This window comes from Streptococcus sp. HMSC36C04 (assembly GCF_001839535.1).
Classification (GTDB): Bacteria; Bacillota; Bacilli; order Lactobacillales; family Streptococcaceae; genus Streptococcus; species Streptococcus hominis.
This window is the reverse complement of record NZ_KV841604.1, coordinates 47,215-65,352: the sequence shown is the minus strand read 5'-3', so window position 1 is coordinate 65,352 and position 18,138 is coordinate 47,215. Positions and strand designations below refer to the sequence as shown.

At 38.3% G+C, this 18,138-nt stretch carries 20 protein-coding genes and 1 pseudogene; 18 read left to right on the top strand and 3 right to left on the bottom strand.

The window, feature by feature from the left end; genetic code table 11:
- Positions 1 to 65 precede the first annotated feature (65 nt).
- Positions 66 to 701, bottom strand: a complete 636-nt coding sequence (locus tag HMPREF3249_RS07370) for a YigZ family protein (RefSeq protein ID WP_049533500.1) — start codon at positions 699 to 701, stop codon at positions 66 to 68.
- A 56-nt stretch (positions 702 to 757) separates the two neighbouring features.
- Here HMPREF3249_RS07370 and HMPREF3249_RS07365 point away from each other — a divergent pair, with 56 nt between their 5' ends.
- The 10 genes and pseudogenes from HMPREF3249_RS07365 to HMPREF3249_RS07320 all read left to right on the top strand — a co-directional run bounded on the left by HMPREF3249_RS07365 (position 758) and on the right by HMPREF3249_RS07320 (position 9,062).
- Positions 758 to 2,059, top strand: a complete 1,302-nt coding sequence (locus tag HMPREF3249_RS07365) for an ATP-dependent helicase ComFA (RefSeq protein ID WP_049533499.1) — start codon at positions 758 to 760, stop codon at positions 2,057 to 2,059.
- A complete protein-coding gene (locus tag HMPREF3249_RS07360; protein WP_049533498.1) occupies positions 2,056 to 2,721 on the top strand; it encodes a ComF family protein in 666 nt (221 codons plus the stop codon). The genes HMPREF3249_RS07365 and HMPREF3249_RS07360 overlap by 4 nt, the downstream gene beginning before the upstream one ends.
- A gap of 77 nt (positions 2,722 to 2,798) precedes the next feature.
- The gene (hpf, locus tag HMPREF3249_RS07355; RefSeq protein WP_049533497.1) at positions 2,799 to 3,341 is read left to right on the top strand and encodes a ribosome hibernation-promoting factor, HPF/YfiA family; all 543 of its coding nucleotides are present in this window, start codon (positions 2,799 to 2,801) and stop codon (positions 3,339 to 3,341) included.
- 189 nt (positions 3,342 to 3,530) lie between these two features.
- Positions 3,531 to 4,079, top strand: a complete 549-nt coding sequence (rsmD, locus tag HMPREF3249_RS07350; RefSeq protein ID WP_180363200.1) for a 16S rRNA (guanine(966)-N(2))-methyltransferase RsmD — start codon at positions 3,531 to 3,533, stop codon at positions 4,077 to 4,079.
- Positions 4,069 to 4,566 (top strand): pantetheine-phosphate adenylyltransferase, encoded by a 498-nt coding sequence (gene coaD / locus HMPREF3249_RS07345; RefSeq protein WP_049533496.1) that lies wholly within the window; start codon positions 4,069 to 4,071, stop codon positions 4,564 to 4,566. The genes rsmD and coaD overlap by 11 nt, the downstream gene beginning before the upstream one ends.
- Positions 4,547 to 5,602 (top strand): SepM family pheromone-processing serine protease, encoded by a 1,056-nt coding sequence (locus HMPREF3249_RS07340; RefSeq protein ID WP_049533495.1) that lies wholly within the window; start codon positions 4,547 to 4,549, stop codon positions 5,600 to 5,602. Before coaD ends, HMPREF3249_RS07340 begins: the two co-directional genes overlap by 20 nt.
- 139 nt (positions 5,603 to 5,741) lie before the next feature.
- Positions 5,742 to 6,305 (top strand): YutD family protein, encoded by a 564-nt coding sequence (locus HMPREF3249_RS07335; RefSeq protein ID WP_049533494.1) that lies wholly within the window; start codon positions 5,742 to 5,744, stop codon positions 6,303 to 6,305.
- A gap of 40 nt (positions 6,306 to 6,345) precedes the next feature.
- Positions 6,346 to 7,428 (top strand): dual-specificity RNA methyltransferase RlmN, encoded by a 1,083-nt coding sequence (gene rlmN, locus HMPREF3249_RS07330; RefSeq protein WP_049533493.1) that lies wholly within the window; start codon positions 6,346 to 6,348, stop codon positions 7,426 to 7,428.
- Positions 7,421 to 7,951, top strand: coding sequence for a VanZ family protein (locus HMPREF3249_RS07325; protein WP_059221069.1), 531 nt, complete (start codon positions 7,421 to 7,423; stop codon positions 7,949 to 7,951). Before rlmN ends, HMPREF3249_RS07325 begins: the two co-directional genes overlap by 8 nt.
- A gap of 373 nt (positions 7,952 to 8,324) precedes the next feature.
- A pseudogene (locus tag HMPREF3249_RS07320) lies at positions 8,325 to 9,062 on the top strand (pyridoxal-phosphate dependent enzyme).
- Positions 9,063 to 9,224: 162 nt separating this feature from the next.
- Here HMPREF3249_RS07320 and HMPREF3249_RS07315 read toward each other — a convergent pair.
- On the bottom strand, positions 9,225 to 9,884 hold the full coding sequence (locus tag HMPREF3249_RS07315) for a prepilin peptidase (protein ID WP_049533491.1): 660 nt from the start codon (positions 9,882 to 9,884) through the stop codon (positions 9,225 to 9,227).
- Between the two features lie 153 nt (positions 9,885 to 10,037).
- On the opposite strand from HMPREF3249_RS07315, the gene HMPREF3249_RS07310 reads away from it, so the two are divergent.
- The 3 genes from HMPREF3249_RS07310 (at position 10,038) to HMPREF3249_RS07300 (ending at position 11,438) form a co-directional block, all read left to right on the top strand.
- Positions 10,038 to 10,565: a Dps family protein gene (locus HMPREF3249_RS07310; RefSeq protein ID WP_003032411.1), complete on the top strand. Its 528-nt coding sequence runs from the start codon at positions 10,038 to 10,040 to the stop codon at positions 10,563 to 10,565.
- Between the two features lie 274 nt (positions 10,566 to 10,839).
- Entirely contained in the window at positions 10,840 to 11,064 is a 225-nt protein-coding gene (locus tag HMPREF3249_RS07305; protein ID WP_003043479.1) for a YqgQ family protein, read from the top strand.
- Complete coding sequence (locus tag HMPREF3249_RS07300) at positions 11,058 to 11,438, top strand: rhodanese-like domain-containing protein (RefSeq protein ID WP_003043565.1); 381 nt, start codon at positions 11,058 to 11,060, stop codon at positions 11,436 to 11,438. The genes HMPREF3249_RS07305 and HMPREF3249_RS07300 overlap by 7 nt, the downstream gene beginning before the upstream one ends.
- 20 nt (positions 11,439 to 11,458) lie before the next feature.
- Here HMPREF3249_RS07300 and HMPREF3249_RS07295 read toward each other — a convergent pair whose 3' ends face one another.
- On the bottom strand, positions 11,459 to 12,184 hold the full coding sequence (locus HMPREF3249_RS07295) for a pseudouridine synthase (RefSeq protein ID WP_003043313.1): 726 nt from the start codon (positions 12,182 to 12,184) through the stop codon (positions 11,459 to 11,461).
- Positions 12,185 to 12,360: 176 nt separating this feature from the next.
- On the opposite strand from HMPREF3249_RS07295, the gene typA reads away from it, so the two are divergent.
- The 5 genes from typA to HMPREF3249_RS07270 all read left to right on the top strand — a co-directional run bounded on the left by typA (position 12,361) and on the right by HMPREF3249_RS07270 (position 18,104).
- Positions 12,361 to 14,202 (top strand): translational GTPase TypA, encoded by a 1,842-nt coding sequence (gene typA, locus HMPREF3249_RS07290; protein WP_049533489.1) that lies wholly within the window; start codon positions 12,361 to 12,363, stop codon positions 14,200 to 14,202.
- A 64-nt stretch (positions 14,203 to 14,266) separates the two neighbouring features.
- Positions 14,267 to 14,551 (top strand): DUF3165 family protein, encoded by a 285-nt coding sequence (locus HMPREF3249_RS07285; protein WP_003043425.1) that lies wholly within the window; start codon positions 14,267 to 14,269, stop codon positions 14,549 to 14,551.
- Between the two features lie 73 nt (positions 14,552 to 14,624).
- The gene (gene murD, locus HMPREF3249_RS07280) at positions 14,625 to 15,977 is read left to right on the top strand and encodes a UDP-N-acetylmuramoyl-L-alanine--D-glutamate ligase (RefSeq protein ID WP_003043168.1); all 1,353 of its coding nucleotides are present in this window, start codon (positions 14,625 to 14,627) and stop codon (positions 15,975 to 15,977) included.
- A 1-nt stretch (position 15,978) separates the two neighbouring features.
- A complete protein-coding gene (locus HMPREF3249_RS07275; RefSeq protein WP_059221066.1) occupies positions 15,979 to 17,049 on the top strand; it encodes a UDP-N-acetylglucosamine--N-acetylmuramyl-(pentapeptide) pyrophosphoryl-undecaprenol N-acetylglucosamine transferase in 1,071 nt (356 codons plus the stop codon).
- Positions 17,046 to 18,104, top strand: coding sequence for a cell division protein FtsQ/DivIB (locus HMPREF3249_RS07270; RefSeq protein ID WP_059221064.1), 1,059 nt, complete (start codon positions 17,046 to 17,048; stop codon positions 18,102 to 18,104). The genes HMPREF3249_RS07275 and HMPREF3249_RS07270 overlap by 4 nt, the downstream gene beginning before the upstream one ends.
- The last annotated feature ends 34 nt before the right edge of the window (positions 18,105 to 18,138 follow it).

Sequence of the window (18,138 nt, the reverse complement as noted above, 5' to 3'; positions counted from 1 at the left end):
ATAAAACGAAAAAGAGTCTTTGTAAAATATAAAAAAACTATCAAGTCGATAGCTTTTTTTAATATTTAGGATGAAGAAATGGGAACCTCAACTTTCCGCAATCCCTGCTCAACAATGTCAATTTTTCCATTGAACAGTTCAATCAAACTTTCTATAACGCTGTCCTTATCGTCTTTGTCAACGAAAATAGTCGTTTGTACTTGATCTGTAAAAGCTGTATCTTGTTCTTGCAACTGTTTGGCTTTAAGAAAATTTGGCAATTCTTGATATTGACTGTAGGAAAGAGTAAGTCTTAGCCCAAGTTGTTCTTTTATGTGGACAATTCCGATTTCTTTGATAGCTAGGGCAACGCTGCCAGCATAAGCCCGAATGAGCCCACCTGCTCCTAACTTGATGCCCCCAAAATAGCGCGTTACGACAGCACAGACGTTGGTTAGTTGATGATTTTCTAAGACGCCCAGCATAGGCACGCCAGCAGTTCCGCTGGGTTCGCCATCATCACTACTTCGCTTCATTTCGCTCCGCTCTCCTAAAATAAAGGCAGAGCAGTTGTGAGTGGCTTTGTAGTGTTCTTTTTTGACAGCCTGAATAAAATTTCGTGCTTCGTCCTCTGTTGTCACCCGCTTGATATGGCAGATAAAGCGCGATTTTTTGATTTCTTCTTGGACTTGACCGTCCTCTTTGATTGTTCTAAATTCCATATCTTCATTTTACAAAAAAACTTTTATTTTGCCAAAGTTTTTCCGAATAAATAGATATGACGGAATTACAAGATTGTTTAGGTCACATTTTTACCCAAAATCAACTGTCACCAGAATTGCAATTGCAAGCACAAAGCTTAGTTGGAATGGTAGAAGAGAAAGGAAAGTTAAGCTGTAATCGCTGTGGACAAGCCATTGACAAAGAAAAACACCAACTGCCAATCGGTGCTTATTATTGTAGGTCTTGCTTGATCTTAGGAAGAGTTAGGAGTGATGAAGAACTATACTATTTTCCACAGGAAGAATTTCCCAAAGCGAATGTTTTGAAATGGCAAGGAAAGTTGACAGCATTTCAAGCCAAGGTTTCTCAAGGACTTGTAGAGGCGGTTACCAAACGCAAAGATAGCTTGGTTCACGCAGTCACGGGAGCCGGAAAGACGGAAATGATCTATCAAGTGGTGGCACAAGTCATCAATCAGGGCGGAGCAGTCTGCTTGGCTAGCCCCAGAATTGATGTCTGCTTAGAACTTTATCGCAGACTGAAAGAAGATTTTGACTGTAACATTTCACTCCTGCACGGCGAATCAGAAGCATATTCCCGCAGTCCTCTCGTGATTGCCACCACACATCAGCTTCTCAAATTTTACCGAGCATTTGATCTTCTTATTGTTGATGAGGTAGATGCCTTTCCTTATGTGGACAATCCGATGCTTTATCATGCGGTTCATCAGGCAGTTAAAGTAGAAGGAACGAAGATTTTCTTAACAGCAACTTCCACAGATGAGTTGGACAAAAAAGTGGCTAAAGGAGAATTAACTCGTTTGAGTCTACCTAGACGTTTTCATGGGAATCCTTTGATTGTTCCTCAAAAAATTTGGTTGGCAGATTTTCAAAAATATCTTGGTCAAAAGAAGCTAGTTCCTAAGTTAAGACAGTTTATTCAAAAGCAGAGAAAAACAAGCTTTCCACTTCTTATTTTTGCTTCTGAGATTAAAAAGGGGCAGGAATTTGCAGAGATTCTTCAAAGCACTTTTCCTAATGAAAAAGTTGGCTTTGTAGCCTCGACGACTGAAAATCGACTGGAAATTGTAGAGAAATTTCGTCAAAAAGAAATCACGATTTTGGTAACGACGACGATTTTGGAGCGTGGGGTGACTTTTCCTTGCGTGGATGTTTTCGTGGTAGAAGCCAACCACCGTCTGTTTAGTCGCAGCGCTTTGGTACAAATCGCTGGACGCGTCGGTCGCAGTATGGATCGACCGACAGGCGAGTTAATCTTTTTTCATGACGGTACAACTATGGCGATAGAAAAAGCGATTAAAGAAATTCAGGAGATGAATCAGGAGGCCGATTTATGAATTCATGTGTTTTATGTGATAGTCTACTGGATGAAAAGCTAACATTTTGTGATTTATTGACTTTGACGAAGCCAAAAGCAAGAGCCTGTGATACTTGTTTTGAAAAATTTCAACGCATTTCAGGGCAGCATTGCCCGAAGTGTTATCGTGACGGGGCAAGTGAAGTCTGCATGGATTGCCAAGTGTGGATAGAAAAAGGAAAAGAAGTTTGCCATAAAAGCTGTTTTGTGTATAATGAAGCCATGAAAGACTTATTCAGTCAATATAAATTTCAAGGAGATTATGCCCTTTATTCTGTATTTGCAGAAGTTTTGCAAAAGGAATTAAAAGTTTACCGTGATTATGTGCTTGTTCCCATTCCTGTAAGTGCCGAAAAGTATCAGACAAGAGGATTTAATCAAGTAACAGCTCTCCTTGAGGGGACAAAGTTGCCGTTTAGAGAAATTTTAGAAAAGTATGATACAATTGCTCAATCAAGCAAGACGAGAAAGGAGCGATTGCAAAGTCAGCAGTGTTTTAAAGTGAAAGATAATATTCAACTTCCACTCAAAATCCTTTTGATAGATGACATTTATACAACAGGAGCAACCCTACAATTAGCCAAGGAAATTTTAGTGGAAGCGGGAGTGAAAGAAATTGTGACATTTTCATTAGCCAGATGATAAAAAAATTGCAAAAAAAAAATGAAAGCGTTATAATAAAATAAAGAAAAACAAATGCTTAGAAAGAAGGTACTTATATGATTAAATATAGTATCCGTGGTGAAAACCTAGAAGTAACAGAAGCTCTTCGTGATTACGTAGTTTCTAAACTTGAAAAAATCGAAAAATATTTCCAAGCTGATCAAGAATTGGATGCGCGTGTAAACTTGAAAGTCTATCGTGAAAAAACAGCCAAAGTTGAAGTAACTATTCCACTTGGTTCTATCACTCTTCGTGCAGAAGATGTTTCTCAAGATATGTATGGTTCTATTGATTTGGTGACAGACAAAATTGAACGTCAAATTCGTAAAAATAAAACAAAAATTGAACGTAAAAACCGTAATAAAAAATCAACCAGTCAGTTGTTTACAGATGCTGTCGTTGAAGAAGTGGAAGCTGCACCTGCAAAAGTCGTTCGTTCAAAACAAATTGATTTAAAACCAATGGACTTAGAAGAAGCTCTTCTTCAAATGGATTTATTGGGACATGACTTCTTCATCTATACTGATGTAGAAGATAGCACAACCAATGTTCTGTATCGTCGTGAAGATGGTGACGTTGGCTTGCTTGAAGTAAGATAATCAATCAGTCCTCTGGTTTATATCAGGGGATTTTTATTTGCTCTGCAATCAGCTCAAGATAATTGCAAAAAACTGTATTGAAAAATCATCATGTTTGAACGGCATCCCAAAAGTTGGACAGCAAAAAAACAATTGACTTACAGTTATCACAGAAGAAAAACTGATACATTCTTTCGAGATTTTGTTATAATATTCTTTATGAGAGTTGTTGCAGGGAAATATGGGGGGCGTCCTCTTAAAACATTAGAAGGCAAAACAACCAGACCGACGACAGACAAGGTTAAGGGAGCTATCTTTAATATGATTGGTCCTTATTTTGATGGAGGACGAGTGTTGGATTTGTATGCCGGAAGTGGCAGTTTAGCGATTGAAGCTATTTCGCGAGGCATGGCTTCGGCTGTTTTGGTTGAAAAAGACCGCAGGGCGCAAACGATTATCAGCCAAAATATCATCATGACTAAGGAAAAAGAACGATTTGAACTTCTGAAAATGGAGTCCAATCGAGCGCTTGAATTGGTCACAGGACAGTTTGACTTGGTGTTATTAGATCCACCCTATGCAAAAGAGCAGATTGCTGCTAATATTGAAAAATTGGTTGAACGAGAGCTTCTGAGCGATGATGTACTGGTTGTTTGTGAGACGGACAAGTCGGTGGATTTACCAGAAGAAATCGCAGGACTAGGCATCTGGAAGCAAAAAATATATGGAATTTCAAAGGTGACGGTTTATGTCAGATAAAATTGGATTATTTACGGGTTCTTTTGACCCGATTACAAAGGGGCATATTGACTTGATTGAGCGAGCTAGCAAGCTCTTTGATTGTCTTTATGTTGGTATTTTTTATAATCTTGAGAAAAAGAGTTTTTTTAGTATTGAAGCAAAAGAAAAAATGGTGACAGCTGCTCTAGCTCATTTGGAGAATGTAAAAATTGTTACTTCTCATGACGAATTGGCAGTGGAAGTAGCTAGAAAGCTAGGAGTGACAACTTTTGTACGGGGACTACGGAATAGTCAAGATTTGGATTATGAGGGGAATCTCAACTTTTTTAATCATGAATTGGCACCTGAATTGGATACCATCTTTTTGATTAGCAAACCAGCTTATCAGCATCTCAGCTCATCAAGAATTCGTGAATTGATTTCCTTTGAGCAGGATATTTTAAAGTATGTGCCTGAAAGTGTCGTAAAGGAGTTAAAGAAACAGTATGGAAAAACCAAGAAATAAATTTAAAAAATGGCCGATAATTGCAATAGCAGGGCTGATTTTGCTTTTCTTATCTTTTGTAGTTCCCTTGCCTTATTATATTGAGGTGCCAGGTGGTGCAGCAGATGTCCGTCAGGTATTGCGCGTGGACAACAAAGAAGATAAGGAAAAAGGTTCTTACAACTTTGTAACGGTTGGGATTCAGCATGCGACCTTTGCTCATTTGGTTTATGCTTGGTTGACACCTTTTACAGATATTTATTCGGCGAAGGATTTAACTGGCGGAACTTCTGATAAAGAATACATGCGGATCAATCAGTTTTATATGGAAACATCGCAAAACCTAGCTAAATACCAAGGGTTGAAAAAAGCTGGCAAAGATATTACTCTGAAATATCTAGGGGTTTACGTCTTGCAAGTCACAAAGAATTCTACTTTTAAAGGCATTTTAAATATTGCAGATACCGTGACAGGTGTGAATGACAAGACTTTCAATAGTTCAAAAGAATTGATAGACTATGTTGGAGCGCAAAAGATTGGCAGCAAAGTCAAGGTGAACTATGCAGAAGACGGTCAGAAGAAATCTGCTACAGGTAAAATCATCAAACTTGAAAATGGGAAAAACGGGATTGGTATTAGCTTGATCGACCGAACAGAAGTCACAAGCAACACACCAATTGAATTTTCAACAGCCGGTATTGGTGGACCAAGTGCGGGCTTGATGTTTAGTTTGGCAATTTATACGCAAATTGCAGATCCAACATTGAGAGACGGCAGAAATATTGCTGGGACGGGCTCAATTGACCGCGAAGGAAAAGTTGGCGAAATTGGTGGGATTGACAAAAAAGTTGTTTCAGCAGCAAAAAATGGTGCAGAAATTTTCTTTGCACCAAATAATCCAGTTACTAAGGAAGCTAAAAAAGCTAATCCTAAAGCGAAAACTAACTATGAGACCGCTTTGGAAACTGCTAAAAAAATTAAGACCAATATGAAAATTGTACCAGTCAAGACCCTGCAAGACGCCATTGATTACCTCAAGAGCACAAAGAAGTCATAAAAATAGTTCAATAAAAGAGCAAGTTAATGATAGAAATTTGACTTTGCTCTTTTCTTCTTTCTCTATTTCAACTATCAAAAACACTTCTTTTTATGGTAAAATAAGTTTAATACAAGAAATAAGATGATAAAGGATGACTATGCGAAAAGAAATTGCACCTGAATTATACAATTACAATAAATTTCCTGGACCGGAGTTTCGGCAAATAGGAACCAAAATTTTGACTGAGACAATTGAATTTGACTTGGTAGATAATTTCAAGGAAGGTTTTGCTATAACGGCTTTTAATCAGCGTTTTTCAGATATTTTAACAAAATTTGATTATATTGTTGGCGACTGGGGCAACGAGCAGTTGCGTTTGCGTGGATTTTATAAAGATGACAAGGCAAATGAAAGCGAAGAAAAAATCAGCCGTTTAGAAGAATATTTACTAGAATACTGTAATTATGGTTGTGCTTATTTTGTCTTGGAAAATTTACAGCCGCGTCGCGCATCGTTTGATAAAAAATCACATCACAAGAAAGAAAGTGATAACAAGCCACGTCGTTCTAAACAAGCTCACTCCTATAAAGAAGAGCAACCCAAGCGAGAAAATCGCCAGCGCAGTAAGCGACAAAATCAAAAGCAAAGAGCAAGAAAGCAAAATTCAACGAAGCAACAACAAACAAGTAGCCAGCGCCATTTTGTTATTCGTCAAAAATAGTGTATGGAATGGGTTTTTGTAACGAAATGAAGGAGAAAAAATGAAACCATCGATTTATAGCTTGACCCGTCAGGATTTGATAGATTGGACAGAAAGTAAAGGAGAAAAGAAATTTCGAGCTACTCAGATTTGGGAGTGGCTTTATCGCAAACGGGTTCAGTCTTTTACAGAAATGACAAACATTTCAAAGGGTTTATTAGCAAAGTTAGAAGATGAATTTGTTGTCAATCCGCTAAAGCAAAGAGTTGTGCAGGAATCGGCTGACGGCACAGTAAAGTATCTTTTTGAACTGCCAGACGGTATGTTGATTGAAACAGTTCTCATGCGTCAGCACTATGGTCTGTCGGTCTGTGTAACCACTCAGGTGGGTTGCAATATTGGCTGTACATTTTGTGCTAGCGGGCTGATTAAAAAGCAGCGTGACTTGAATAATGGGGAAATTATGTCTCAGATTATGCTGGTGCAAAAATATTTTGATGAGCGTGGACAAGGTGAGCGCGTCAGCCATATTGTGGTTATGGGGATTGGCGAGCCTTTTGATAACTATGACAATGTTCTCAAGTTTGTGCGAACTGTCAATGATGACAAAGGGCTGGCTATCGGAGCTCGTCACATTACGGTTTCCACTTCCGGTCTAGCACATAAAATTCGTGATTTTGCAAACGAAGGAGTGCAGGTTAATTTAGCTGTTTCTCTTCATGCACCCAATAATGAATTGCGTTCTAGCATTATGAAAATAAATCGTGCCTTTCCAATTGAAAAGCTATTTGCGGCGATTGAATATTATATTGAAACAACCAACCGCAGGGTTACTTTTGAGTATATCATGCTAAATGAAGTCAATGACGGAGTAGAGCAGGCATTGGAATTAGCTGAATTGCTCAAAAACATCAAAAAGCTATCGTATGTCAATTTGATCCCTTACAATCCGGTTAGTGAGCACGATCAATATAGTCGCAGTCCCAAGGAACGTGTAATGGCTTTCTACGATACTCTAAAAAAGAATGGCATTAACTGTGTTGTTCGTCAGGAGCATGGTACAGATATTGATGCAGCTTGCGGTCAATTGCGCTCCAATACGATGAAGAAAGACAAGGAGAAGGCACTTGCGAAACATGCCTAGGTTAAAAGTGTGGCTGCAATCCAATGGAGAATTAACAGTTAAAGGACGTAAAATTCTGACTTGGGGAAGCATGCTCTACATCTTCTTATTGTGTTTGATGTGTTTTCTTCCTCAGGTGCCAGAAGAAGGGATGGAAACACCGGGAATTCAGCAGTTTGGACGCATTGTAGTTCTCCTTATTCCTTTTAATTCTTTGGTCAATCTTGGGCAAATTACTTCTTTCTTTCAATTAATTAAGGTTTTTGTGCAAAATATAATGAATATTTTTCTACTTAGCCCACTGATTTTTCAGCTTCTCTGGTTGTTTCCGAACTTGCGAAATACCAAACGTGTACTCTCTGTCAGCTTTGCGATAAGCCTTTTCATTGAATGTACACAGATTTTGTTAGATATTTTCATTGATGCCAATCGTGTTTTTGAAATAGATGATTTATGGACAAATACATTAGGCGGATATCTGGCTTTTCTATTGTATAAAACTTGTGTCAGCCATTGGAAAGATAAGTTTCTGACTTCTAAGTAAAAATATGGGTTATTGTTCGGATTTAGGATGCTTTTTCACTATTTTATTGACAGAATGGTAGAAAAACTCTATAATAATGCTCAAACATCAGAAAAGTAGTAAATTGATACTTCCAGAGAGCTTGTGCTAGGTGTAAACAAGTAGTAGATATTTATGAAATGGGCTGATGTAAATGATATGAATTTGAAACAATAAAAATTCGGTGTGCACACCTTACAGTGCAGCTTGTTGATAGACAAGATAGAGATATGCGGATAAGGTCTACTTTTCCCATAACTGAGGTGGCACTGCGCTCATACGCCCTCACACAGTTTTTGTGTGGGGGTATTTTGTTGTTTAAATTCAAGAATGCTAAAGATTGTGAGGAAACATCATGGTAGAAAATAAAGGATATTTTGGTCAATTTGGTGGTAGCTTTGTACCAGAACCGATTCAAGTTTTATTAGACGAGCTAGAGGGAACATTTGAAAAGTATAAAAATGCTCCAGAGTTTCTAGCAGAATATCATCATTATTTAGCAGATGATGCAGGTCGAGAGACACCGCTTTATTTTGCAGAAAGTTTGACGGACTATTTAGGAGGTGCAAAAATCTATCTCAAATGAGAAGACTTGAATCACCTAGGTTCTCATAAATTAAACAATGTTTTAGGGCAAATTCTCCTAGCAAAACGAATGGGTAAGACCAGAGTTATCGCAGAGACTGGAGCCGGTCAACATGGAGTAGCAACAGCTGCATCGGCTGCTAAGTTTGGCATGAAAACGTATGCTTTGTTTTCAGAAAATGATCAGGTAGCTCCTGTTAATTCTATTTCCGCTGGATTGGCCTATCCGGGAGTTGGTCCTGAACATGCCTTTTTTAAAGATTCAGGTCGAGTTGAATATGTGGCTGCGACAGATGATGAAGTAGTAGATGCACTATTATTGTTGACGCGAAAAGAAGGGATACTTCCTGCCATTGAAAGTTCCCGCGCTATTGCAGAAGCAGTTAAACGCGCGTCACAGCTAAGTAAGGACAATATTATTATCGTCAATGTATCTGGGCGTGGTGATAAAGATGTGGCCGCTATTGCTGATTACTTAGAAAAAAGAAACACGAAAAATCAAGAGTGAAATAGACGCCCATGAGTACAAATACCTACAGAAATATGAAATCTGGGAAGATGACGTAAAAAAACTAAAATTTGAAAATTGTAATCATCGCTTTATTGTTTCGAGGCTCCGCTGAATCTGGATACATCCATCCTAGCCTCATGATAGGACGTCATTCTAATTTTATTGAAGCAACAGTTTGCATAAAAGCAGAACAATCACTCCAATCAAAAGACAGGGAACGAAAGCTATCCTGTCTTTTCTCTTTTTTAAGCAAAAGAGACATAAGCCCACTAAGCTGGCAATTTGAATCAACCAAAGAATCTCTGTCAACTTGAAAACAGTTGAACAAGAAGATAGAAAAAGAAAGTCTCCTGCGCCAATTCGTAAGTCAAAGAAAAAAGCTACGATTCCAAGGGCTAAAAAACTAATCATTAGAAGATTAAAACCTACCAAAAATAGGAGAAGAAGATGAAAGAACAACCAAATGAGGATAGGATATTCCTGTTCTCTTTGATCATAAAGAGCTAGTGTAATTCCCATTATGAGCAAGACAAGCTGGCTGATATTTAAGTAGCTTAAGGAAGTTGCGAGAAAGAGTAAACCACCTACCAACTCTAATATCAAGTAGCGAATGGGAATTTTTGACTGACAAAACCGACAGCGCAGTCGATTGATAAGCTGAGAAAGGACAGGGACTAAATCACGAGGTGCTAATTTCTGTCCACAAGCATTACAATGACTGGAAGGACTGATAATAGATTGTTCAGGAAAGCGATCAACAACCAGCCCTAAAAAAGAAGCCACAATGCTTCCAACCAAGAAAAAATAAAAATGAATCATACTTTTTTATTCGTAAATAATTCTAAAAAATTGCAACTTTTCTAATAAAAGAAATTTCAGAGTTCAATCATTTGACTTTCTTATTTAGAAACATTATAATTAAATCATAATCAAAAAGATTAGAATCATTCTAAATAAAAGCGAGGTAGGATAATGGTTAATCTAAAAAATGAAGCAGCAAAAGATGTTGCAACTTTCTCAAGTGTTGAGTCTTTCAGTAAGTCTCTTCCCAAAACAAAAGCAGTTTTAAACCAAGTGGTAGCGGATTTATACACTGCTCACATTGCCCTTCACCAAGTACATTGGTACATGCGTGGAGCTGGTTTTATGGTTTGGCATCCTAAGATGGATGAGTATATGGAAACCTTGGATACGACTTTAGATGAAGTAAGTGAACGTTTGATTACTTTAGGTGGAACGCCGTATTCAACTTTGAGTGAATTTATCCAACACAGTAATATTGAAGAAAAAGAAGGAAAATTCAGTAAGAATGTTGCAGAAAGTTTGGAACGTGTCATCGAAATTTTCCGTTACTTGGTAGGTCTCTACCAAGAAGCTCTGGATGTAACAGATGAAGAAGGAGATGATGTGACCAACGATATTTTTGTCGGTGCAAAAGCAGAACTTGAAAAGAATATCTGGATGTTAACAGCAGAAATCGGTCAAACTCCGGGCTTGTAAGTAAATTTTTGAGAGTAGAAAATAAATTTTTAAAATCTTTTAGAATTTAAGATAAGTTTAAGGAGGTGGCGTTATACTAACATCATCAGATGAAGACCTCCTAACTTTATTTGATAAAAATCCTAAACTTTTCTTTTTCATAATAATCTCCCTATAAGAGTCGCCCAATCGGCGGCTTTTTTTGTTATTTTTGAGCACTTGAAGAATGTTTTACTTGCAAAATGAGTTCTTTTCAACCTTGAAATACTCCTGAAATTCTGGTAAAATAAGCCTCATGAAAACACTTTATGATGTGCAGCAATACCTCAAAAGTTTTGGCATTATTATCTATATGGGTAAGCGCTTGTATGATATTGAAATGATGAAAATTGAGTTAGAGAGGATTTATGATGCGGGCTTGATAGAAAGAATGGACTATCTAGAAGCTGAGCGGGTCTTGCGAAGGGAACATCAGTTGGAATTACAATATTTGAAGAAGAACGAGGAGAAAACATGTTAAACTGGATTTTATTGGCAATTATTGTTGGGATGTTAGGCTGGATGGGCTTTAACTATATTCGTGTTCGTCGTGCGGCTAAGGTTGTAGACAATGCAGAATTTGGTGATATGATTCGGCAAGGTCAGTTGATTGATTTGCGCGACCCAGCTGATTTTCGCCGGAAACATATTTTAGGAGCGCGAAATATCCCGTCACAGCAGTTAAAAACGAGTTTGGGAGCTATTCGTAAGGACAAGGTTGTTTTACTGTATGAAAATAGCCGTGGACAACGTGTTATGAATGCAGCTATTCTATTGAAAAAACAAGGTTATCAAGATATTTACATCCTCTCTACAGGACTAGATGGATGGAAAGGAAAAATCAAAAGTGAGTAATCTAAAAGGATTGCTCACTTTTAATAGCTTTTTTCTAGGTAGTGCCTCACTATTTCGAGTTCTGCTTGGTTGAATGCTTGATATTCTCCTGCGGCTAAGTTTGGTTCTAATTCAAAATCTCCGAAATGAGTTCGTTTCAGAGAAGTAACTTTGACGCCAACAGTTAAAAACATCTTTTTGATTTGGTGAAATTTTCCTTCAGAAATAGTGACAGTAGCACGGCTCTTGTTTGAGCTAGAAGAACGAATTGTAAGAGTGGCTGGTTTACAACTTGTTCCGTCAAGAAAAACGATGCCCTTTTGAAAGGATTGCACTGCTTGGTCATCTAGTAGACCATTAACTTCAACCTCGTATGTTTTTGTGACATGATATTGAGGATGAAGCAATTGAAAACCGAGCGGACCGTTGTCAGTGATTAACAGCAGTCCAGAAGTATCTCGATCGAGCCGTCCAACAGAATATAGATCTTCACTGAAATCTTCAGGTCTGATGAGATCTAGAACTGTTTGGAATTTGGCATCGGAGTTAGCTGTCACAACGCCAAGGGGTTTATTCATCATAAAATACTGATGAGGCTTGCCAAGGACGGGTTGTTCTTCTAGCGTAATCGTCTGCAAACCTGTATCAACATTTTGACTGAGTTTTCGAGCGGGACAGTCATCTACTAAGATTTTCTTTTTTAGTAGAGCTTGCTTCATTTTTTTACGGCTAATGTGAGCTTGAGCTAGTAGAATATCTAAACGCATACAGTTTCCTTTGTTTTTTCTTATCATATCATAATTTTGCAATAAAGAATGTAAATAAATTTGTAGGACATTGATTTTCTAATGAAAACATTTACACCCAGTTTAACCGTGTTTTTTGCCTTAATCTGTGGTATAATTGTTCAGTTAGAAATAAAACTTAAGATTTAGAGGATAAAATGACAAAATTAAGAGAAGATATTCGCAATATCGCTATTATCGCTCACGTTGACCACGGGAAAACAACGCTAGTAGACGAATTATTGAAGCAATCACATACTTTGGACGATCGAAAAGAGTTGCAAGAACGCGCAATGGACTCCAACGATCTTGAAAAAGAACGCGGAATTACCATTCTTGCTAAGAATACAGCTGTTGCTTATAACGGTGTTCGTATCAATATCATGGACACTCCAGGACACGCGGACTTCGGTGGAGAAGTTGAGCGGATCATGAAAATGGTGGACGGGGTTGTTCTGGTTGTTGATGCTTATGAAGGAACCATGCCACAAACTCGTTTTGTGTTAAAAAAAGCTCTTGAGCAAGATTTGGTGCCGATTGTTGTCGTTAATAAAATTGACAAACCGTCTGCACGTCCTGCAGAAGTAGTGGACGAGGTTTTGGAGCTTTTCATCGAGCTGGGTGCAGATGATGACCAATTAGATTTCCCAGTTGTGTATGCTTCTGCTATCAACGGAACGTCTTCTATGTCAGATGATCCTGCTGACCAAGAGCACACTATGGCACCGCTTTTTGATACTATTATTGATCATATTCCAGCACCAGTAGATAATTCAGATGAGCCGCTTCAATTCCAAGTTTCTCTTTTGGATTACAATGACTTTGTAGGTCGTATCGGTATTGGTCGTGTTTTCCGCGGGACTGTGAAAGTTGGAGACCAAGTGACGCTTTCTAAACTAGACGGTACAACGAAAAATTTCCGTGTCACCAAGTTATTTGGTTTCTTTGGACTAGAACGTCGTGAAATTGACGAAGCCAAAGCGGGTGATTTGATTGCCGTATCCGGTATGGAAGATATCTTCGTTGGTGAAACGATTACTCCGACAGATGTAGTAGAACCATTGCCAATTCTTCACATTGATGAACCAACGCTGCAAATGACTTTCTTAGTGAACAATTCACCATTTGCTGGTCGTGAAGGGAAATGGGTAACATCTCGGAAAGTTGAAGAACGCTTGCAGGCTGAATTGCAAACGGATGTTTCGCTTCGTGTGGATCCGACTGACTCGCCAGATAAATGGATTGTATCAGGCCGTGGAGAATTACACTTATCAATCTTAATTGAAACCATGCGTCGTGAAGGTTATGAGTTACAAGTATCGCGCCCAGAAGTTATCGTCAAAGAAATCGACGGTATACAATGCGAGCCATTTGAGCGTGTGCAAATTGACACTCCAGAAGAATACCAAGGTTCGGTTATCCAAAGTCTTTCTGAGCGCAAGGGTGAAATGTTAGACATGGTGGCTACCGGAAACGGACAAACACGTCTGATTTTCCTTGTGCCTGCGCGTGGATTGATTGGGTACTCAACTGAATTCCTTTCTATGACGCGTGGTTACGGGATTATGAACCATACTTTTGATCAATACCTACCATTGATTCCAGGTGAGATTGGAGGACGCCGTCGTGGAGCTCTTGTGTCAATTGATACAGGAAAGGCAACGACATACTCTATCATGTCTATTGAGGAACGTGGAACGATTTTTGTCAATCCAGGTACAGAAGTATACGAAGGAATGATTATTGGTGAAAATTCACGTGAAAATGACTTGACGGTTAATATTACAAAAGCCAAACAAATGACCAATGTTCGTTCTGCAACGAAAGACCAAACAGCGGTTATTAAAACGCCTCGTATTTTGACATTGGAAGAATCACTTGAATTCTTGAACGATGACGAATACATGGAAGTGACGCCTGAATCAATCCGCCTGCGGAAACAAATTCTTGATAAAAACCAACGTGCCAAAGCTGCTAAAAAGAAAAAATCAGCTGAATAATGAAAGAACGGTTTGCTTCGTTGCTAATATATTAAAGAAGCGGATGGGCTAGAAAGGAGCAGAAATGTTTTATTTAATCTTTGGAATTCTCATTCTATTATTTTACATTTTTGCTGCTCCGCAGAGCATTAAAGGAACTTTAAATGTAGTAGTTTTAGTGATTGCCCTAGTCGCTTTTATCATTTTACTAGGATTGGCAGTATTTCAGATTTTTCAATTACCGTCTGAGTTTTTCGTAGGAATTTTGATGATAGGCGTAGCATATTTTTCCCTACGTGATATTTCAAAATTATCACAAAAAGATAAAAAAGTATCGTTTTGCTCAAAACTTCGTAACAGACAAGAATAAAAAGCCGTAAAGGCTTTTTTATTTTCTGAAAAAAAGGTAAAATAGATAGGAAGAATAAAAAAAGAGGCGTGTTATGAAGCACATTACAAATTTTGCAAATAAAAAAGTGTTAGTTTTAGGCTTGGCCAAATCTGGTGAAGCCGCTGCTCGTTTACTAGATAAGTTGGGAGCGATTGTTACAGTGAATGACGGAAAGCCATTTGAGGAAAATCCTGCTGCTCAGTCTCTTCTTGAGGAAGGCATCAAAGTGGTAACAGGTGGTCATCCTTTGGAACTCTTGGACGAAGAGTTTGAACTGATGGTCAAAAATCCCGGTATTCGTTACGACAATCCTATGGTAGCGAGAGCTTTGGAAAAGAAAATCCCAGTCATCACTGAAGTGGAGTTAGCCTATTTGATTTCAGATGCTCCAATTATTGGGATTACGGGCTCTAATGGAAAAACAACAACGACAACGATGATTGCGGAAGTCTTGACTGCAGGTGGTCAAAATGGTCTGCTTTCTGGGAATATTGGCTTTCCAGCCAGTCAAGTTGCAACAACCGCAACCCAAAATGATACATTGGTCATGGAGTTGTCTTCTTTCCAACTCATGGGCATTGAAACCTTTCACCCAGAGATTGCAGTGATTACTAATCTGATGCCAACTCACATTGATTATCATGGCTCTTTTGAAAATTATGTCGCTGCTAAATGGAACATTCAAAAAAATATGAGCAAATCTGACTTCCTCATATTGAATTTCAATCAAACATTAGCGAAAGAGCTGGCTGCAAAGACGCAAGCGACCGTTGTACCATTTTCAACGACGGAAAAGGTAGACGGCGCTTACTTAGAGGGAAACATGCTGACTTTCCGTGGAGAGCCTGTTATGGCAGCAGATGAGCTTGGCGTTCCGGGTAGCCATAATGTTGAAAATGCCCTTGCAACTATTGCAGTTGCGAAACTGCGTGGCATTGAAAATCAAGTCATCAAAGAAACATTGGCAGGTTTCGGTGGCGTTAAGCACCGCCTTCAATATGTCGGTGAAATCAACCATGTTAAATTTTATAACGATAGCAAATCCACAAATATTCTTGCAACGCAAAAGGCCTTGTCTGGTTTTGACAATAGCAAGGTTATCTTGATTGCTGGTGGACTGGATCGTGGCAATGAATTTGACGAATTGGTGCCAGATATTCAAGGATTGAAGAAAATGGTTATTCTTGGAGAATCTGCAGCACGTGTCAAGAGAGCAGCGGATAAAGCAGGTGTTAGCTATATGGATGCTGCAGATGTGAAAGATGCGACGCAAAAAGCTTTTGCTGAAGCTCAAGCAGGTGACATTGTTCTTCTCAGTCCAGCAAATGCAAGCTGGGATATGTATCCAAATTTTGAAGTTCGGGGCGATGAATTTATTGCAACATTTGAAGAATTAAAGGGTTAAGATGAAAAAGATTGTATTTACAGGTGGAGGAACGGTTGGTCATGTGACTCTAAACCTTATACTCATTCCAAAATTCCTAGAAGCAGGTTGGCAAGTCCACTATATTGGTGACAAGCATGGGATTGAATACCAAGAAATCCAGAAGTCAGGTTTGGATATCACTTTTCATTCTATAGCAACGGGGAAATTACGCCGTTACTTTTCTTGGCAAAATATGTTAGATGTATTCAAAGTGGCTTGGGGCATTTTGCAATCTTTAGGAATTATGTTAAAGGTTCGTCCGCAGGCTCTCTTTTCTAAAGGTGGCTTTGTATCGGTTCCTCCTGTCATTGCAGCTCGCTTAGCTGGGATTCCAGTTTATGTACATGAGTCAGACCTCTCTATTGGTCTAGCAAATAAAATTGCTTACAAATGTGCGACAAAAATGTATTCTACTTTTGAACAAGCCCATGCGTTGACAAAAATTGAGCATGTGGGAGCTGTAACAAAGGTAGGAGAAAAAATAACTGCTCCAAATGATCAGATTCAAGCCATTCAGCAGCATTTTGATGAAAACCTTCCGACACTCCTGTTTGTTGGTGGGTCAGCGGGAGCAAAGGTTTTTAATGATTTTGTAACGGCAAATAAAGCAGAGCTAACTCAGCATTACAATATTATCAATTTATCAGGCGATGCTAGCTTAGACGAATTATCAAATCATCTGTACCGAATTGCCTATGTGACTGACCTCTATCAACCGTTGATGGACTTGGCGGATGTCGTTGTTACACGTGGCGGATCTAATACTATTTTTGAATTGTTGGCTATGGCAAAGCTTCATGTAATTGTCCCTTTGGGACGCGAAGCAAGTCGTGGTGACCAGATTGAAAATGCAGAATATTTTGTAAAAAAAGGCTATGCCAAAAAATTAGACGAGCCTCAATTGAATTTGGAAAATCTTCAAAAAATGATAACAGAGTTGCTTGAACAGAAAGAATTTTATGAAGAAAACATGAAACAGTCCCACGAAATAAAATCGTTAGATGAATTTTATAACCTTTTAAAAAATGACATAGATAAAGGAAGAAAATGACAAAAAAGAAGCAAGAGGATCAGAAAGAGCAAGAAACAGAAAAACTTTCTGAGTGGCAAAAAAGAAACAAGGAATACCTTGAAAAAAAGGCTCAAGAAGAAGCTGAAAAAGAGAAAGAATTGGCAGAGCAAAAAAAGCAGCATTTGCCAAATCCTGAAAAATCAGATGTAGGCGAGGAAGATGAAAAAACAGAAGTAACATCTGATACTCAAGAAGCAGAATCAGAGGACTTAGAAGAATCCACTGTAACAGAGTTCTCCGAGGAAGAACAAGATGCGTCTCTTGATAAAGCGTCCTTGCGAAAAAAGAAGAAAGCAGAACGCAAACAAGCTAAGCAGGAAGCAAAAGAGACAAGAGAAAAAATCGCTCCTCGTCATGTTTACCGTGCTTTGCCAGTATTGATTCTAAGTTCTATTTTGTTAATTTTAGCTGTTTATTTTATAAGTCCCTATTCAAAATTAAAGAACATAGAGGTGACGGGCAATAAACAGCTTTCAAAAACAGAGGTGCTGGATGCTTCTAGTATTCAAAAAGAGGATTACACCTTGACGACGTATTTGAGTCAAAAGGCACATGCTAGAAATATTAAATTATCAAATCTATGGGTGAAAAAAGCAGAGATAAGTTACCAATTTCCGATTACATTTAAAATAAAAATAACAGAATACACAGTGGTTGCGTATGATTATTCTGGGGAGCAGTATTTCCCAGTATTATCTAGTGGAGAAGAAATTGCTACTCCGGTTAAAAAATCACAGTTGCCAAAAAGTTATATAACGCTTGATTTTTCAGATAAAGCAATGCTTAAGAAATTTGTGCAACAATTATCAAGTATTTCTGATACAATCAAATCAGAAATTCAAACGGTTCAGCATACACCGAGTAAAGCGACTGAAGATTTGCTGACAATCACTATGACAGATGGAAATAAAATTCTAGTTCCTTTGTCAGAAGTAGCTAAAAAATTGCCTTATTATGAAAAAATTAAACCACAATTGACGGAAACAAGCGTTGTGGATATGGAAGCAGGAATATTTAGTTATAGAAATAGCTAAAATAATGCAGAAAATCTACCCAATTTTTATTTTT

Excerpts from the sequence above, each read along its gene's own strand:
- HMPREF3249_RS07370 (WP_049533500.1), bottom strand. The coding sequence starts at position 701 with ATGGAATTTAGAACAATCAAAGAGGACGGTCAAGTCCAAGAAGAAATC.
- HMPREF3249_RS07365 (WP_049533499.1), top strand. The coding sequence starts at position 758 with ATGACGGAATTACAAGATTGTTTAGGTCACATTTTTACCCAAAATCAA.
- HMPREF3249_RS07360 (WP_049533498.1), top strand. The coding sequence starts at position 2,056 with ATGAATTCATGTGTTTTATGTGATAGTCTACTGGATGAAAAGCTAACA.
- hpf (WP_049533497.1), top strand. The coding sequence starts at position 2,799 with ATGATTAAATATAGTATCCGTGGTGAAAACCTAGAAGTAACAGAAGCT.
- coaD (WP_049533496.1), top strand. The coding sequence starts at position 4,069 with ATGTCAGATAAAATTGGATTATTTACGGGTTCTTTTGACCCGATTACA.
- HMPREF3249_RS07340 (WP_049533495.1), top strand. The coding sequence starts at position 4,547 with ATGGAAAAACCAAGAAATAAATTTAAAAAATGGCCGATAATTGCAATA.
- HMPREF3249_RS07335 (WP_049533494.1), top strand. The coding sequence starts at position 5,742 with ATGCGAAAAGAAATTGCACCTGAATTATACAATTACAATAAATTTCCT.
- rlmN (WP_049533493.1), top strand. The coding sequence starts at position 6,346 with ATGAAACCATCGATTTATAGCTTGACCCGTCAGGATTTGATAGATTGG.
- HMPREF3249_RS07325 (WP_059221069.1), top strand. The coding sequence starts at position 7,421 with ATGCCTAGGTTAAAAGTGTGGCTGCAATCCAATGGAGAATTAACAGTT.
- HMPREF3249_RS07315 (WP_049533491.1), bottom strand. The coding sequence starts at position 9,884 with ATGATTCATTTTTATTTTTTCTTGGTTGGAAGCATTGTGGCTTCTTTT.
- HMPREF3249_RS07310 (WP_003032411.1), top strand. The coding sequence starts at position 10,038 with ATGGTTAATCTAAAAAATGAAGCAGCAAAAGATGTTGCAACTTTCTCA.
- HMPREF3249_RS07305 (WP_003043479.1), top strand. The coding sequence starts at position 10,840 with ATGAAAACACTTTATGATGTGCAGCAATACCTCAAAAGTTTTGGCATT.
- HMPREF3249_RS07300 (WP_003043565.1), top strand. The coding sequence starts at position 11,058 with ATGTTAAACTGGATTTTATTGGCAATTATTGTTGGGATGTTAGGCTGG.
- HMPREF3249_RS07295 (WP_003043313.1), bottom strand. The coding sequence starts at position 12,184 with ATGCGTTTAGATATTCTACTAGCTCAAGCTCACATTAGCCGTAAAAAA.
- typA (WP_049533489.1), top strand. The coding sequence starts at position 12,361 with ATGACAAAATTAAGAGAAGATATTCGCAATATCGCTATTATCGCTCAC.
- HMPREF3249_RS07285 (WP_003043425.1), top strand. The coding sequence starts at position 14,267 with ATGTTTTATTTAATCTTTGGAATTCTCATTCTATTATTTTACATTTTT.
- murD (WP_003043168.1), top strand. The coding sequence starts at position 14,625 with ATGAAGCACATTACAAATTTTGCAAATAAAAAAGTGTTAGTTTTAGGC.
- HMPREF3249_RS07275 (WP_059221066.1), top strand. The coding sequence starts at position 15,979 with ATGAAAAAGATTGTATTTACAGGTGGAGGAACGGTTGGTCATGTGACT.
- HMPREF3249_RS07270 (WP_059221064.1), top strand. The coding sequence starts at position 17,046 with ATGACAAAAAAGAAGCAAGAGGATCAGAAAGAGCAAGAAACAGAAAAA.